This is a genomic window from Streptomyces sp. NPDC015346 (assembly GCF_043078785.1).
GTDB lineage: Bacteria > Actinomycetota > Actinomycetes > Streptomycetales > Streptomycetaceae > Streptomyces.
The window spans coordinates 104183-120061 of record NZ_JBIBTW010000012.1 but is presented as its reverse complement, the minus strand read 5'-3'; the positions used below and the strand labels follow the sequence as shown (position 1 = coordinate 120061).

The 15879-nt window shown below is 71.9% G+C and carries 14 protein-coding genes; 5 read left to right on the top strand and 9 right to left on the bottom strand.

Translation table 11 applies throughout. The features are described 5' to 3' along the window. Positions 1-6 precede the first annotated feature (6 nt). Positions 7-993: an NAD(P)H-quinone oxidoreductase gene (locus ACF06X_RS32460; RefSeq protein WP_392290896.1), complete on the top strand. Its 987-nt coding sequence runs from the start codon at positions 7-9 to the stop codon at positions 991-993. 85 nt (positions 994-1078) lie between these two features. On the opposite strand, the gene ACF06X_RS32455 is transcribed toward ACF06X_RS32460, so the two are convergent. From ACF06X_RS32455 to ACF06X_RS32435, 5 genes are all read right to left on the bottom strand, one after another. Continuing rightward, positions 1079-1624: a bacterial proteasome activator family protein gene (locus ACF06X_RS32455; protein WP_392290895.1), complete on the bottom strand. Its 546-nt coding sequence runs from the start codon at positions 1622-1624 to the stop codon at positions 1079-1081. 112 nt (positions 1625-1736) lie between these two features. Further along, on the bottom strand, positions 1737-4598 hold the full coding sequence (locus ACF06X_RS32450) for an FtsX-like permease family protein (protein WP_392290894.1): 2862 nt from the start codon (positions 4596-4598) through the stop codon (positions 1737-1739). Continuing rightward, a complete protein-coding gene (locus ACF06X_RS32445; protein ID WP_392290893.1) occupies positions 4595-5329 on the bottom strand; it encodes an ABC transporter ATP-binding protein in 735 nt (244 codons plus the stop codon). The genes ACF06X_RS32450 and ACF06X_RS32445 overlap by 4 nt, the downstream gene beginning before the upstream one ends. Positions 5330-5451: 122 nt before the next feature. After that, complete coding sequence (locus ACF06X_RS32440) at positions 5452-6129, bottom strand: PadR family transcriptional regulator (protein WP_392290892.1); 678 nt, start codon at positions 6127-6129, stop codon at positions 5452-5454. Between the two features lie 107 nt (positions 6130-6236). Next, positions 6237-6449 carry a hypothetical protein gene (locus ACF06X_RS32435; RefSeq protein WP_392290891.1) on the bottom strand — a complete coding sequence of 71 codons (213 nt, stop codon included), beginning with the start codon at positions 6447-6449 and terminating at the stop codon, positions 6237-6239. A gap of 346 nt (positions 6450-6795) precedes the next feature. On the opposite strand from ACF06X_RS32435, the gene ACF06X_RS32430 reads away from it, so the two are divergent. After that, the gene (locus tag ACF06X_RS32430) at positions 6796-7020 is read left to right on the top strand and encodes a hypothetical protein (RefSeq protein ID WP_392290890.1); all 225 of its coding nucleotides are present in this window, start codon (positions 6796-6798) and stop codon (positions 7018-7020) included. Positions 7021-7299: 279 nt separating this feature from the next. Here the strand turns inward: ACF06X_RS32430 and ACF06X_RS32425 are convergent, their stop codons facing one another. Further along, positions 7300-8925 carry a protein kinase gene (locus ACF06X_RS32425; protein ID WP_392290889.1) on the bottom strand — a complete coding sequence of 542 codons (1626 nt, stop codon included), beginning with the start codon at positions 8923-8925 and terminating at the stop codon, positions 7300-7302. A 352-nt stretch (positions 8926-9277) separates the two neighbouring features. Between ACF06X_RS32425 and ACF06X_RS32420 the strand changes: the two genes are divergently transcribed. Beyond that, complete coding sequence (locus ACF06X_RS32420) at positions 9278-10942, top strand: protein kinase (RefSeq protein WP_392290888.1); 1665 nt, start codon at positions 9278-9280, stop codon at positions 10940-10942. Between the two features lie 69 nt (positions 10943-11011). On the opposite strand, the gene ACF06X_RS32415 is transcribed toward ACF06X_RS32420, so the two are convergent. The 3 genes from ACF06X_RS32415 to ACF06X_RS32405 all read right to left on the bottom strand — a co-directional run bounded on the left by ACF06X_RS32415 (position 11012) and on the right by ACF06X_RS32405 (position 13339). Then, positions 11012-12028 carry a phosphotransferase gene (locus ACF06X_RS32415; protein WP_392290887.1) on the bottom strand — a complete coding sequence of 339 codons (1017 nt, stop codon included), beginning with the start codon at positions 12026-12028 and terminating at the stop codon, positions 11012-11014. A gap of 20 nt (positions 12029-12048) precedes the next feature. Further along, a complete protein-coding gene (locus ACF06X_RS32410; protein ID WP_392290886.1) occupies positions 12049-12516 on the bottom strand; it encodes a pyridoxamine 5'-phosphate oxidase family protein in 468 nt (155 codons plus the stop codon). Positions 12517-12679: 163 nt separating this feature from the next. Then, positions 12680-13339, bottom strand: coding sequence for a response regulator (locus ACF06X_RS32405; RefSeq protein ID WP_392290885.1), 660 nt, complete (start codon positions 13337-13339; stop codon positions 12680-12682). 360 nt (positions 13340-13699) lie between these two features. Here ACF06X_RS32405 and pdhA point away from each other — a divergent pair, with 360 nt between their 5' ends. Both pdhA and ACF06X_RS32395 read left to right on the top strand, forming a co-directional pair. Further along, on the top strand, positions 13700-14875 hold the full coding sequence (gene pdhA, locus ACF06X_RS32400; RefSeq protein ID WP_392290884.1) for a pyruvate dehydrogenase (acetyl-transferring) E1 component subunit alpha: 1176 nt from the start codon (positions 13700-13702) through the stop codon (positions 14873-14875). 2 nt (positions 14876-14877) lie between these two features. Next, positions 14878-15858: an alpha-ketoacid dehydrogenase subunit beta gene (locus ACF06X_RS32395; RefSeq protein ID WP_392290883.1), complete on the top strand. Its 981-nt coding sequence runs from the start codon at positions 14878-14880 to the stop codon at positions 15856-15858. Positions 15859-15879 lie beyond the last annotated feature (21 nt).

Below are 15879 nucleotides of genomic sequence, written 5' to 3'. Positions count from 1 at the left end.
GCCGCCATGCATGCGATCACGATTCCGGAACCCGGTGGACCCGAGGCCCTCGTCTGGGCCGAGGTGCCCGATCCCGTGCCCGCCGAGGGCGAGGTCCTCGTCGAGGTGGTGGCCAGTGCCGTCAACCGCGCCGACCTGCTCCAGCGGCAGGGCTTCTACGATCCGCCGCCCGGCACCTCCCCGTACCCCGGTCTGGAGTGTTCGGGGCGGATCGCCGCGCTCGGCCCGGGGGTGTCGGGCTGGTCCGTCGGCGACGAGGTGTGCGCGCTGCTGGTGGGCGGCGGTTACGCGGAGAAGGTCGCCGTTCCCGTCGGGCAGCTGCTTCCGGTGCCGGAAGGCGTGGACCTCGTCACCGCCGCGGCGCTGCCCGAGGCCGCCAGCACGGTCTGGTCGAACGTGTTCATGATCGCCCATCTGCGTCCGGGTGAGACGCTGCTGGTGCACGGCGGCGCGAGCGGCATCGGCACGATGGCGATCCAGCTCGCCAAGGCGGTCGGCGCCCGCGTCGCGGTCACCGCCGGAAGCCCCGAGAAGCTCGCGCGCTGCGCCGAGCTCGGCGCGGACATCCTGATCGACTACCGCGAACAGGACTTCGTCGAGGAGCTGCGCAAGGCGACGGACGGCGCCGGTGCGGACGTCATCCTCGACATCGTCGGCGCGAAGTACCTGGACCGCAACGTGAAGGCCCTCGCGGTCAACGGGCGGCTGGCGATCATCGGCATACAGGGCGGCGTGAAGGGCGAGTTGAACATCGGCGCGCTGTTCGCGAAGCGCGGCGCGATCACGGCGACCACCCTGCGGGCCCGCCCGCTGCACGAGAAGACGGCCATCGTCGCGGCCGTACGCGAGCACGTCTGGCCGCTGGTCGGCGCGGGCACGGTCCGCCCGGTCGTCGACCGTACGGTGCCGATGCCGGACGCCGCCGAGGCGCACCGGGCGCTGGACTCCGGCGACCACGTCGGCAAGGTCCTCCTGCTCGCTCCCCAGGACTGACCGGCCACCTGCTCCGTACGCGCGAGGGCCCGGCACACACGGTGTGCCGGGCCCCCTCACGCACAGCCGGCGTACGGCGACGGACCTACAGGTACGGGCCCGAGCGGACCGCCTGTCCGCGGCCCTGGTCGTCGTCATCATCGTGGGGCGCTCCCGGCGGGAGCGCCCGGCGCATCTGCTCCAACTGGGCGCGGGCCGCCATCTGCTGGGCGAACAGCGCCGTCTGGATGCCGTGGAAGAGGCCCTCCAGCCAGCCGACCAACTGTGCCTGGGCGATGCGCAGTTCCGCCTCGGAGGGGATCGCCTCGTCCGTGAACGGCAGGGAGAGACGCTCCAGTTCCTCGACCAGCTCGGGTGCGAGCCCGTCCTCCAGCTCCTTCACGGAGCTGGCGTGGATGTCCTTGAGCCTGACCCGGCTCGCCTCGTCGAGAGGTGCCGCCCGTACTTCTTCCAGGAGCTGCTTGATCATGCTGCCGATGCGCATGACCTTCGCAGGCTGCTCGACCATTTCCGTCACCGGGACCTCGCGGGATTCGTCGTCACCCTGAGTGCCGCCGAGCGCCATTCCGTCCTGTCCCACGATGAGGACCTGGGGGCTCTCCTGCGACCGTTCATTCCTCGGCATCTCCATGCCGCCATTCTCTCGCACACGTGCGTCACCCCACGGTGTGCCCCTGGAGGAGGGTGATCCACCCTCCTCCAGGGGCACGACAAGGCAACGAATCCGGTCAGAAGCCGACCGGTCAGATCGCGGCGCGGCGGGCCACGGCGCCCCGCGAGCGGGTCACCAGGGCGGCAAGCAGCGCGGCACCCAGCGGTACGAGCACCAGGAGCGCCGCCAGCGTCTCCCAGGGGACGACGACCGGCACGTACGGCGGGGACGACAATGCTCCCCAGCCCTCGTCCAGGCTCTTCTCGTAGAAGCGCAGCTGCTGGCGTTCCTCGGTGAGCCGCAGCCCGATCGCCGGCAGCACACCGGCCGCCGACCCGAGGACCACACCCATCGCGGCCACCACCCCGCACTGGAAGCCGCTGAGCGTGCGGCGCACCCGCGGCGGCGCCCCGACGGCGGAGAGCGTCTTGAGGTCGGCCTCGGCATCGGCCTGCGCGAGGCCGGTGGCGATGCCGGCGGCGCCGATGGTGACCAGACCGGCGAAGACGGTCAGGGCGAGGAGGACGATGCTGCTCTCCCCGACGAACCCCTCCTCCAGGTGGAGGTCGACGTCACTGCCGAGTTTGGCGATCTCGCCGTCCAGCCTCTGCCGCTGCTCGGCGGTCGGCATCCGGTCGGTCGAGTAGAACGAGCCGAGCGGCACCGTGGAGAGACCGGCGGCCTTGGCCGCGGCCGGGGTGATCAGCGCCTGTATGCCGTACGACTCCTCGTCGCCGGACACCTGGTAGGACGGGAGGACGGTGAGGGTGGTCCCCGGGGCCGGCTTGCCCTCCGCCTCGGCCTTCAGTGCCTTGTCCATGTCGGCGATCACCTTGACGGTGACCTTGCCGTTCCGGTCGATCTGAGCCTTGGAGAAGGCGAGGACCTTGCCCTCGGCCAGGGCCTTCTCCGCGCCCGCGTCCTCGATTCCGAGGACCTTCAGGAGCTTCGCGTCACCGACGAGCAGTCCGCCGTCGCCGTAGACGCCACGGTCGCCGTTCTCCTTGCAGCGCCAGTCCTGGGCAAGCTTGCGCCGCTCCTCCTTGGAGAACTTCTCCGAGGGGTCCTCGCCGACGTAGGAGCGTGACCACAGCGGGCACTCGTTGGCCGGGGGGATGACGATCTCGTAGCCGCCGCAGCCGGCGCCGTCGCCGTAGGGCGAGCAGCCGGGCTTGCCGACCGACACGCGGTTCACGTCCGCGCGGATGTCGACGGGCAGCAGGCGCTGGACGGCGTCACGGACCGCGGGAACGTCCCGGCCGCCCTCCTCGACGACGAGGGCGGAGACCGCGCCGTGCGGGAGCCGTGCCTCGTACTCGGCCGCCTGCTGGGCGTCGTCGCTCGCCGCGTACGTGGAGACGGCGACGGTTCCGGCGACGGCGGCGAGCACCGCGGCGACGGCGGGTGCGGTACGGCCCCGGTTGCGCACCGCGTCGCGCAGCGCGAGCCGCGGGGAGAGCGGCAGCCAGCGGCCGGTGCGGCCGAAGAGGCCGACGAGCGCGGGGGTCATGGCGACCACACCGAGCTCCGCGAGGGCGCTGCCACCCGCGACGATGACGAACTGGTCGGAGACCAGCGACCCGTAGAGCGCGATCGCGCCGCCCAGGAGCAGGGCGCCCAGGCCGATCAGCGGCAGCACGCGGCTGCTGCGACGGACGCCGCGACGGCCGGTGAGCGAGGCCAGGACGGTCTGCCGGGAGGACGTGATGGCCGGGACGACCGCGGCCATCAGGCCGGTCAGCACGGCGATCAGCGCGATGCCGAGCAGCTCCAGGGGGCGGACGTCGAAGTCGCCGAACCGCTGCCCCAGGGCGTCCTCGAGGAGCGGCTGGAGGGCGAAGGTCAGGATGAGCGCGAGGACCGTGCCGGTGACGGCCGCGGCGACGCCGATGACGAGTCCGCCGCTGAGCACGATGGCGCGGATGTGGCTCCGGTCGCCACCGTTGGCGCCGACGAGCCCCAGCTGGCGGCGCGAGCGGCGGGCGCCGACGGCGAACGCGGGCCCGGCCAGCAGACAGATCTCCAGCATGGCGAGGCCGACGACGGTGCCGAGAGCGGCCAGTTCAGCCGCCTCGGCGCCCGGACTGGACTCGAAGTTTCCCCAGCCCTCCTTCTGGTAGAGCGGGACCTCGGAGTCGGCGGGCGGGTTCAGGAGGACGGCACGCGAGGTGACCGCCACACCCTTGGTGTTGATCTTCTGGACCATGTTCCACGTGAAACCACCGGGTGTCTTCACCAGATAGGTGGTGGAGACGCCGGGCGGGGTCAGCCCGGCCTTCTCGACGGCCTTCGCGTACGGGGCGAGGAAGGCGCCCGGCAGCGCGTTGACCTGATCGGCCTTCAGATCGTTGGGAAGCTCGTAGGAGCCGACGATCCGGTACGTGTCGGTGGAGCCGCGCGCGGAGAGGGCCGAGCCCACCTTCAGACCGCTGGTCTCCAGGAAGTGGGAGGTGGCGGCGACCTCGTCGGCCTTCTCCGGGAAGCGGCCGTCCAGGAGCGTCATGATGCCCCGGGCGACCGGGTCGGCGGCCTTGAGCTCACGTACCTCCGTCTGGAGCAGCCCATGGGCGGTGGTGAGCTTGGCGCTTCCCGAGCTGTCGGTCAGGACGACCGCGCCGGCCGGAAAGGTCTTGGTGACATCGGTCGGACCGCTGGGCCAGGCCTTGTCCTCGTAGTCCTTGGCCGGGGTGTGCATCTCGCCGTCGGGCGCCTGGAGGATCGGGACTCCGGCGACGGCGGCGTCGTTGAAGCGGGCGTCGGCGGCGCCGATCATCCGGTCGAGCTTCTCCGTGGTGGAGAGCTCCGAGCTGCGCAGGGTCAGGTCGGCGGCGCTGACGCCCAGGATGGGGAGGGCGATCATGGCGAGGACCAGGAAGCTGCGGCCCTTGTAGCGCCAGGCGTCGCGGCGGGCGATGCGGATCGCGGCGCGCCAGGAATGGAACCAGTTGTTCACCGTTCGGCCGCCTGGCCGGACAGGAGCGAGTCGGCGTCGCTGCGTACGGTCTGGTCGACGACGGCACCGTCCCGGAGGAAGACGACACGGTCGGCCCAGGCGGCGAACCGCGGCTCGTGGGTGACCAGGACGCCCGCCGCGCCCGCGTCGCAACGGCTGCGCAGCAGGGCGAGGACGGACTCGCCGGTCTCGGAGTCCAGGGCGCCGGTGGGCTCGTCGGCCAGGACGAGGCGCCGGTCGCCGACGAGGGCGCGGGCGATGGCCACCCGCTGCTGCTGGCCGCCCGACATCTCGTCCGGGAAGCGGTCGGCGAGGTGGCCGAGGTCCATCTCCCGCAGGGCGGCGAGGGCCTCGCCGCGCGCCTTGCGTGCGGAGGTGCCGTCCAGCTCCCGGGGGAGGGCGACGTTCTCGGCGGCGGTCAGGGCGGGGATGAGGTTGTAGTCCTGGAAGACGTAACCGATGCTGCGGCGGCGCAGGGCGGCGAGCGCCTTGCGGTCGGCGGTGGTGATGTCGGTGTTCTCGACGATCACCCGGCCGGAGGTGGGGGTGTCCAGGCCGCCCGCGATGGTGAGCAGGGTGGACTTGCCGGAGCCGGAGGGGCCCATGACGGCGACGAGTTCCCCGGGGAACACGTCGAGGTCTATGCCGCGCAGGGCGTGCACCTCGGTGGCGCCGGAGCCGTGGACGCGGGTCAGGTTCTGCAGTCGCAGCACGGGCTGCTGTGTGGACATGGAGAGGTCCCCCTAAGGCGTACGCCGACCGACGTCCGGGTGCCGGACGTCCGTTGCGTACGGAGCGGTTGTGAGGTGGTACGGGACATGGGTGGGGCGAGGCGCGGGCCTCGGCCGCGGGGTCAGCGCTGCGGTGGCGGGCCCGCGGCCCGGACGGCAGTCTCGGCAGTCTCGGCGGTGGCGGCCGTCGCGGCGGGCGCGGCGGGCGCGGCGGGCGCGGCGGTCGCGGTCGGGGCCGGCCGGTTCTCGCCGGCCGTCGACGAGAGCCGGATCAGACGGGCTTCGCAGTGGTCGAGCCAGCGGGCCTCGGCCTCGGTCTGGAAGATCAGCTGCTCCAGGACGAGGAGCCAGGCCACGTCGTCGCGTTCCCGGGACGGGCCGTTCTCCAGGGCGGCCAGCGCCTGTGCCTTGAGCCGGGTGTAGTCCTGCATCGCCCGCACGGTGTGGTGGCGCTGCGACTGGATGACGGCGCGGATGTCGACGCCGGGCGCCCCGACGGCCATGGCGAGCTTGATGGCCAGCTCGTCACGGGCCGGGCTGGTGCGGTCGACGGGCTTCTCGAACCAGTTCCTCAGTTCGTCCCGGCCGCTGTCGGTGATCGAGTAGAGCGCGTGGCCCGCCTCGTCCTCGCCGTCCTGCGCGACCATGCCGTCCCGTTCGAGACGGTTGAGGGTCGTGTAGACCTGGCCGACGTTGAGGGGCCAGGTGGAGCCGGTGCGGGACTCGAACTCCGTACGGAGCTGCGAGCCGTAACGCGGCCCGCGTTCGAGGAGGGCGAGAAGCCCGTGGCGGATTGACATACTCAGTATGTATACCGAGTATGCCGACGCCGACAAGCGACCTCCGAGGGAACTCGGGGGTCCGTCTCAAGGGGGACGGGAGAGGGTCGTCAGGGGGACGCGGCCCCTCAGCGGCGGCGCATCCGGACGCCGAGGAAACCGATGCCGAGCCCCACCATCGCGAGCCCCACTCCGAACGTCAGGACGGGAACCTGCCGGTCAGTGAGGGTGCCGGTGGCCCTGGTGGTGGTCCCGGGGGCGGCGGCGGGCGGGCTCCCGTCGACGGACTCGGACGGCGGAACCTCCCCCTCCGGTACCGCTTCGAGGACCTCGTCCGGCACTTCCCACTCCTCCGGGGGCGGGTCGGCTGTTGCAGTTTTGGTACGTGAGGGGGTCGGCGACTCCTCAGGGTCGCCCAGGTCGCTCGGGTCGATCGGGCCGGAGGACGCGGGCGGGCGGCCGGGCCGATCGCGCCCCTCCCCGGCCGGACGCCCGGCCAGCGATCCGGCAGGACCGGGACCGGGGGACTCGCTCGCGGTCACGGAGGCCGGTACGGGGTCCGGCGCCGCGACCGGCCCGGACGACGCCGAGGGCCCGACCGTCCGGGAAGGACCGGGAGGACCGGGAGGGCCAGGGGGGCCAAGAGGACCGGAAGGGCCGGGAGGGCCAAGAGGACCGGGGGGGCGGTTGCTCGCACCCGGCGGGCGCGGTCCGTCCGAGCCGTGCGGCGACGGACCGGACGGCGTTACGGCCGCCGCTCCCGGCGCCGCTCCCGGCCCATGCGACGACGAGGCCTTCCCCGGAGCCTTCCCGGAGGCGTGCGGTGAGCCCTTCACGGGCGCCGACGCCTTCGCAGGCACCCTCACCGAGCCCGAGCCCGAGCCCGAGGCTGAGCCCGAGACCGAGGAGTGAGGCGTCGGCCCCCTCTCCGTCCCGTACGCCACCGGTACGACACCCATCACCAGCCAGCACACGAGCACCGGGCCGAGGGCCCGCGTCCGCGTGCGGCGGAGTCCTGGAACCACCGGGACCGCCTCCCGTACCGAGCCGCCGAGGTCTGCGCCTCAGCGTCACATGTCGGGGCATGTCCGGCATCCCGGCACCCGCGCACGGATGACGCCTCCCACAGACTCCCGGACCCCCGGCCCCACCAGCTTCCTGAGCCGCGGCGGCCCGCGGCGGCCCGGTCGGTTACTGCGGCGGGTTGCCCGTCGAGACCTTGAGCGTGAACTCGGCGCCCTCGTCGGTGGCGTCCTCGCCGGCCGGCGGGTACTGCTCGAGGACCGTGCCCTCGCCGTACGTGGCCTCGTCCACCGGCGTCTGCGTCATGATCTTCCAGCCGGCGGCCTGGACGCAGGCCTTCACCGACTGGATGTTCTTGTACGTGAAGTTCGGGATCTCGAACTTCGCCGGGTCGTCGCTCGACTCCTTCGGCTCCGTGCACTTCTTCGGGTCGATGGTCTTGGTCAGATCGGGACCCTTGTGACCCGGCGCCGCGCTCTGGCTCTGGCTCGGGTCGTCGCCGCCCGCGTTCGGGTTCGGGTCGTCCTGCAGGGAGAGCGCCGTGATGACGCCGCCGATGGCGACCAGCGCCACGACGATCGCGCCCACGATCACGGGCATGTTCCGGCGTGAGCCGCCGGTGCCCCCGCTCGCGGGCGACGACGAGGGCTGCGGCGACATCGTGTACGGCCCCGGAGTGGGCGTCTGGTACATCGGAGCGGGCGTCGGCGCCTGCTGCGGATAGCCGTAGGACGGCGCGGGGGCAGGCGTCGCGGGCCCGTACGGACCCGGCTGGGGCGTGTGCGGCTGGTACGGCTGCTGGACGCCGTGCGTCTGGGGCGGCGGGGTCTGGCCGACCGGCGGGAAGACCGCCGAGCCGACTCCGGCACCGCTGCTGACCGGTCCGCCGGCCACGATCACCGGCGCGCTCGTCTGGCCGGCCGACAGCACGCGCAGACACTCGTCCCGCATGGCCGCCGCGCTCGGGAAACGCTCGTTCGGGTTCTTCCTCAGCGCGCGGGCGACGAGCGCGTCCATCGCCGGGGTCACCGAGCGGTTGACGGAGGACGGCGCGACCGGCTCCTCCTGGACGTGGGCGTACGCGATGGCGAGCGGCGAGTCCGCGTCGAAGGGCAGCCGGCCGGTGAGGAGCTGGAAGAGCATGATGCCGACCGAGTACAGGTCGGAGCGGGCGTCCACCGCGCGGCCGAGGGCCTGCTCGGGGGAGAGGTACTGCGGGGTGCCGACGACCATGCCGGTCTGCGTCATGGACGTCACACCGGACTGCATGGCGCGCGCGATGCCGAAGTCCATGACCTTGACCACGCCGCGCTTGGTCATCATCACGTTGCCCGGCTTGATGTCCCGGTGGACCAGGCCCATTTCGTGGCTGGTCTCGAGCGCGGCCAGCACGTCGGCCGTCACCTTGAGCGCCTTGTCCGCCGGCATCGCGCCGTACTGCCGTACGTCGGAGGCGAGCACCGAGCCGAGCGGCTGGCCCTCGACGTACTCCATGACGATGTACGGCATGACGGCGCCGTCGAGGGTGTCCTCGCCGGTGTCGAAGACCGAGACGATGTTGGTGTGCGACAGCTTCGCGACCGCCTGCGCCTCACGCCGGAACCGCTCGCGGAACGACTGTTCCCGGCCGAGCTCCGTGTGCAGCGTCTTGATGGCGACCTGTCGGTCGAGCGCGCTGTCGTAGGCCAGGTAGACGGAGGCCATACCGCCCTCGCCGAGCAGGTCGCGAAGCTGGTACCGGCCGCCCGCGACCGAACCGCCCGCATAGCGGCCCTGTGCGCCGTCCTGGCTCATTCGTGCTTCCCCCTACGCGCGCGTGGCGGCGCTGATCCGAAATTTCCTGGCCAAGTCTGCCCCAGGGCACCGACACGTCAAGCCGGGTGCCCGTTCCGTGACCCTCCGCACAAGAAGCGTCTCGCAAGCGTTACAGGAACGGGCCTGAATTTGCACAGGCGTACGCGGAAGGGGTTGGATGGCCGGTCCATCTCGGACCGTGTTGTCGGACGGAGCCTGTAGCGTGACGGCGGTACGGGAAGACGCGTGAAGAAGACTCGTAAGACTTGTAGGACGCGTACGGCGCGTACGGCGCGTAAGACGGACCGCACGTAAGACAGACGATACGTAAGACAGATGACGGCGAGGACTGATGGCACCCGAATCCGAGGCAGGCGGCGGTGTGTCGGGCGCTGCTGCGGAGTCCTGGGGCGTTGGCGGAGTGGTCGGTGACGGCCGCTACCGCCTGACCCACCGTCTGGGACGCGGCGGCATGGCCGAGGTGTTCGCCGCCGAGGACGTGCGTCTCGGCCGCACGGTGGCCGTCAAGCTGCTCCGCTCCGACCTCGCCGAGGACCCGGTGTCCAAGGCCCGCTTCACGCGCGAGGCGCAGTCGGTCGCCGGGCTCAACCACCATGCGATCGTGGCGGTGTACGACTCCGGCGAGGACGTCGTGGGCAGCCAGTCCGTCCCGTACATCGTGATGGAGCTGGTCGAGGGGCGCACCATCCGCGACCTGCTGATCAGCGCCGAGGCGCCGGGCCCGGAGCAGGCCCTGATCATCGTCTCGGGCGTCCTCGAAGCGCTCGCGTACTCCCATCAGCACGGCATCGTGCACCGTGACATCAAGCCCGCGAACGTCATCATCACGGACGGCGGCGCGGTGAAGGTCATGGACTTCGGCATCGCCCGCGCCCTGCACGGCGCGCAGTCGACGATGACTCAGACCGGCATGGTCATGGGCACGCCGCAGTACCTCTCCCCCGAGCAGGCCCTCGGCAAGGCCGTGGACCACCGCTCCGACCTGTACGCCACGGGCTGCCTGCTCTACGAACTGCTCGCGTCGCGGCCGCCGTTCACGGGCGAGACTCCGCTCTCGGTGGTCTATCAGCACGTCCAGGACGCGCCGATCCCGCCGTCGGACGTGGCCGAGGGGGCGCCGCCGGAGCTCGACGGCCTGGTGATGCGGTCGCTCGCGAAGGACCCGGACGACCGGTTCCAGAGCGCGGAGGAGATGCGCGGGCTGATCCAGTACGGCCTGCAGATGCTCCAGCAGCAGGGCGGCCACACCGGCACGTGGAACACCGGCCCGGTGGAGCTCCACGAGGGCGGCCACACCCCGGTCGGCGGCGTCGCCGCGACGAGCCCGCTCGGCCACCCGATGCACCACGAGACCGCGCAGCGCCCGATCCTGCCGCCGGTGAACCCGGACGACGGCGGCTACACCGGCGGCGGGCACGGCGGTTACGGGCAGGACGGCGGCTACGGCTCCCAGGGGCGCAAGGACGGCCGCGGCAAGATGCTGCTGTTCGTGGCGCTCGCGCTGATCGCGATCATGGCGGGCGTGGTGTACGCGCTGGACAAGGCCGGGGAGAAGGGCGGCGGTACGACGACGCCGCCGTCGGTCTCCAACTCGCCGTCGAAGACGGAGGATTCGCCCACCCCGACGCCGACCCCGACGCCCTCGCAGCAGACGAGTGAGTCGGACACGTCCACCGGCGGCAACCAGCAGCCCTGGCCGCCGAAGTACACGCCGACGTACGAGCCGACGGCGTCGAGCACGCCGTCGGACACCGCGTCGCCGTCGACCGACCCGACCGACGGTGGGACGGACACCGAAGGGACCACGGAGGGCACGACCGAGGGCACCACGGAGGGCAACACCACCGAGGGGACCACGGAAGGCACCACCGAGGGGACCACGGAGGGCAGCACCAACACGGGTACGTCGGCGGGCAACACGAACACCGGCACGACGACCGGCAACACCAACACGGGGACGACGACGGGGGTCGGCGACGGCGGTACCACTCCCTGACCTGGAGCCGGAGCCGGAGCAGGACCGAAGCCGAAGCCGGAGCCGGAGCCCGAGCCCGAGCCGGACCGCTCACCCCGCGAACGCGTCGCGCACCGCTTCGTACTCGCGGGTCCACCACACCGCCAGGGCCGACGCCGCGGGAAACTGCGGGTCGGCCCTTCGGTCGTGGAGCTGGTAGCGCCAGCGCAGTATCCAGAAGTCGTTGAGACGCTCCCACCACACCCGGTGCACGGCCGCCGCGAGTTCGTCCGCGTCCGCGCCCGCCGCGCGCCGGTAGGCCCGCGCGTAGGCCCGTACCTTCCCCAGCGCCAGCTCGCCCGCCGGCCGTACGAAGAAGATGGCGGCGGCCCTGACGGCCTCCTCCGCCCGGGGCTGGACGCCCAGGCGGTCCCAGTCGAGGATCGCGGCCGGTTCCGCGCCCCGGTAGAGCAGGTTCAGCGGGTGGAAGTCGCCGTGCACCCAGCCGGCCGCGGCGGCGGGCGGGGGACGGCGGTGGGCGTGCTCGGCGAGGAGGACCCGGCGTTCGAGCAGCCGGTGCTCGGCGAGCTCGTCGAAGCAGGTGCGGGGGCGGCGGGCGCGGGCGAGGCGGAGCAGCTCGTCGATGACCCGGAAGGTGTCCTCGGGGCGTGCGCTCTCGTACTCCTCGCCGGGCGGCGTGCGCTCCATGACCTGCTCCAGGCAGGTGTGGACGTGTCCGAGAAGGGTGCCCAGGCGCCGGGAGCCGCCGGTGGAGAGCTGGGCGCCGTCGCGGTGGCGGCCGTCGACCCAGGGGTGCAGGGCGTAGCAGCGGCCGCCGATGACGGCGACCGTACGGCCGCCGGCGTCGGCGAGCGGCGGGGCGACGGGCAGGCCGAGGGCGTGCAGGCGGTGGGTGGCGCGGTGCTGGCGGCTGATGGTGTCCCGGTCGGCGGTCGGGGCGTCGAGGTGCTGCTTGAGGAAGTAGGCGCCGCGGGTGGTGGCGAGGCGGTAGCCGCGGTTGAGGAGGCCCTGGGTGACGGGTTCGCAGGAGAGCGGCTCCCCGGCGTCCCGGTAGCGGCGCAGGAGAGCGCCGACGGGAGGAGCGAGCGTTTCAGATGAGCGCGGCACTCCCCATATGTTAGATCACGCTACGTGGTGGAGATGTCGCTCTCTGGGTAGGGGTGGGGCTGGGGGGTGCTCGGTGGCGTGGCCGAGTCGAGTGCGTGCACGGTCGTGAACCGCGGTTCGACGCGCAGGTACACCGGGGCGAAGGGTTCGCCGTCCACGAGGCGGGGCGCGGGGCCGAAGGCGGCCAGCTGCGCGTCGGTCGGCTCGACGGCCTCGGCGGTACCGGTGAACTGCACGGACCAGAGGTGCGCGGCGCCGGAGTTGAGGTTGTCCGCCCCGTAGGCGACGACGCCGCCGGCGCAGGCGCGGTGGTAGCCGAACCCCTGGTGCATCCGGAGCAGGACGCGGCCGTCGTCCACGATGTGCCGGGCGGGTGCGACGAAGGGCATCGCCCGCATGATCGTCGCCACCCGGCCGTACGGCACGCGGCTCAGCAGCTGGATCGCGTCGGCCGCGACAGCCTCGGTCCCGGTCTCCTCGGTGGACATGGCGTCCACTCTCGGCCACCGGCCCCGTGCCGCAGAAGGGCCTCCGGCCCCGCCCAGCCGGGACCTAGGTCCCGAATCGCGCCCGCGCCCGCCCGAACAGGCCTCGGTCCTGGGCCTGGTCAGTCCCGCCCCCCGGCCCCGGCCTCCGCCCCCATCCCTCGCCTCAGTGGCGCTCCGCCTGCAGCCGGGCCACGTACGCCGCCGCCTGCGAGCGGCGTTCCATGCCCAGTTTCGACAGCAGGCTGGAGACGTAGTTCTTGATGGTCTTCTCCGCGAGGTGGAGCCGCTCGCCGATGACCCGGTTGGTCAGGCCCTCGCCGATCAGATCCAGGATCTTGCGCTCCTGTTCCGTCAGGTGGGCGAGCCGGTCGTCCCCCTTCGGGCTGTTTCCGTCGCGCAGCCGCTCCAGGACGCGCTCGGTGGCGACCGGGTCGAGCAGGGACTTGCCGGCCGCGACGTCGCGTACCGCCGCCAGGAGTTCGTTGCCCCGGATGGCCTTGAGGACATATCCGGAGGCCCCGGCCATGATCGCGTCGAAAAGGGCCTCGTCGTCGGCGTACGACGTGAGCATCAGGCATTTGATGTCGGCGTTCCGCGAGCGCACCTCGCGGCAGACCTCGACTCCGCTGCCGTCGGGCAGCCGGACGTCGAGCACGGCCACGTCCGGACGGGCCGCCGGGATCCTGACCAGGGCATCCGCCGCTGTGCCGGCCTCTCCGACCACCTCGATGTCGTCCTCCACGGAGAGCAGCTCGTGGACGCCGCGCCGTACGACTTCGTGGTCGTCCAGCAGAAATACCCGGATTTTTCCCTCTTCGCGCACGGGGTCAGTCTCACATATTGGCTCTTCCCGTGCCCGGGGGTGGCGGGATAACGTGCCCGTGTTCCGGCGGCCCCACGGCCGTTGCACCGCGCTGACCAGCTGTGTTCCCGCATTTCTCGATTTACTTGGAAATCCAAGCAAAATCGCAGGTCAAATGGGGTTTCGCAGGAATGCGGCGCACTGGGTAACGTGCCTATGACAGGGCGTTCGCCGGGGCACCTGTCACGCCTGTCCCCGGCTGCGTCGCACCCACCCCGTGCGCGGGTACGGATACAGGCGGAGCCTCCCCTTACCTCCGGTAGGGGGGACCCCAGGCCACTCCGGCGAACCCGGGGGCCGGACCGACGGAGGAGCACGCACGTGACCGTGGAGAGCACTGCCGCGCGCAAGACGACGCGACGCAGCAGCGGCGCCAAGCGCACCGCCAGCGCGAGCGTCAAGAAGGGGCAGGGCGCCGAGCCCGAGCTCGTTCAGTTGCTGACGCCCGAAGGGGAGCGCGTCCAGCACCCCGATTACGACATCGACCTGAGCGCCGACGAGCTGCGCGGCCTGTACCGGGACATGGTCCTCACCCGCCGCTTCGACTCCGAGGCCACCTCCCTGCAGCGTCAGGGCGAGCTGGGCCTGTGGGCGTCGCTGCTCGGCCAGGAGGCCGCGCAGATCGGCTCCGGCCGCGCGCTGCGTGACGACGACTACGTCTTCCCGACCTATCGGGAGCACGGTGTGGCCTGGTGCCGCGGGGTCGACCCGACCAACCTGCTGGGCATGTTCCGCGGTGTGAACCACGGTGGCTGGGACCCGAACACCAACAATTTCCATCTGTACACGATCGTCATCGGCTCGCAGACCCTGCACGCCACCGGCTACGCCATGGGCGTCGCCAAGGACGGCGCGGACTCGGCCGTGATCGCGTACTTCGGCGACGGCGCGTCCAGCCAGGGCGATGTCGCCGAGTCGTTCACCTTCTCCGCGGTCTACAACGCCCCGGTCGTGTTCTTCTGCCAGAACAACCAGTGGGCGATCTCCGAGCCCACCGAGCGGCAGACCCGCGTCCCGCTCTACCAGCGCGCGCAGGGCTACGGCTTCCCCGGCGTCCGCGTCGACGGCAACGACGTCCTCGCCTGCCTGGCCGTGACCCGGTCGGCGCTGGAGCGGGCCCGCCGCGGCGAGGGCCCGACCCTGGTCGAGGCCTTCACCTACCGCATGGGCGCCCACACCACCTCGGACGACCCGACCAAGTACCGCGCCGACGAGGAGCGCGAGGCCTGGGAGGCGAAGGACCCGATCCTGCGGCTCAAGGCGTACCTGGAGAAGGCCGGCCACGCCGACGCGGCCTTCTTCGAGGAGCTGGAGGCGGAGAGCGAGGCGCTCGGCAAGCGCGTCCGCGAGGCCGTCCGCGCCATGCCCGACCCGGACCACATGGCGATCTTCGAGAATGTCTACGCCGACGGGCACGCGCTCGTCGACGAGGAGCGGGTGGAGTTCGCCGCCTACCAGGCGTCCTTCGCCGACGCCGGCGCCGAGGAGGGCAAGTAACCATGGCCGTACAGAAGCTTCCCCTGGCCAAGGCGCTCAACGAGTCGCTCCGCAAGGCCCTGGAGACCGACCCCAAGGTCCTCATCATGGGCGAGGACGTCGGAAAGCTCGGCGGTGTCTTCCGGGTCACCGACGGGCTGCAGAAGGACTTCGGCGAGGAGCGGGTCATCGACACCCCGCTCGCCGAGTCCGGCATCGTCGGCACCGCGATCGGCCTGGCCCTGCGCGGCTACCGGCCCGTCGTGGAGATCCAGTTCGACGGCTTCGTCTTCCCCGCGTACGACCAGATCGTCACGCAGCTCGCCAAGATGCACGCCCGTGCGCTCGGCAAGATCAAGCTGCCGGTCGTCGTCCGTATCCCGTACGGCGGCGGCATCGGCGCGGTCGAGCACCACTCCGAGTCCCCCGAGGCGCTCTTCGCGCACGTCGCGGGCCTCAAGGTCGTCTCGCCCTCCAACTCCTCCGACGCGTACTGGATGCTCCAGCAGGCCATCCAGAGCGACGACCCGGTCATCTTCTTCGAGCCCAAGCGCCGCTACTGGGACAAGAGCGAGGTCGACACCGAGGCCATCCCCGGCGAGCTGCACAAGGCGCGGGTGGCCCGGCAGGGCACGGACCTCACGCTCGCCGCGTACGGCCCGATGGTGAAGGTCTGCCTGGAGGCCGCCGCGGCCGCCCAGGAGGAGGGCAAGTCGGTGGAGGTCCTGGACCTGCGCTCGATGTCCCCGATCGACTTCGACGCGATCCAGACCTCGGTCGAGAAGACCCGCCGCCTTGTCGTGGTCCACGAGGCCCCGGTCTTCTACGGCTCGGGCGCGGAGATCGCCGCCCGGATCACCGAGCGCTGCTTCTACCACCTGGAGGCCCCCGTCCTGCGGGTCGGCGGCTACCACGCGCCGTATCCGCCGGCGCGCCTGGAGGAGGAGTACCTGCCGGGTCTTGACCGCGTGCTCGACGCCGTCGACCGCTCGCTGGCGTACTGAGGAGAGCATCGTGACGATCCG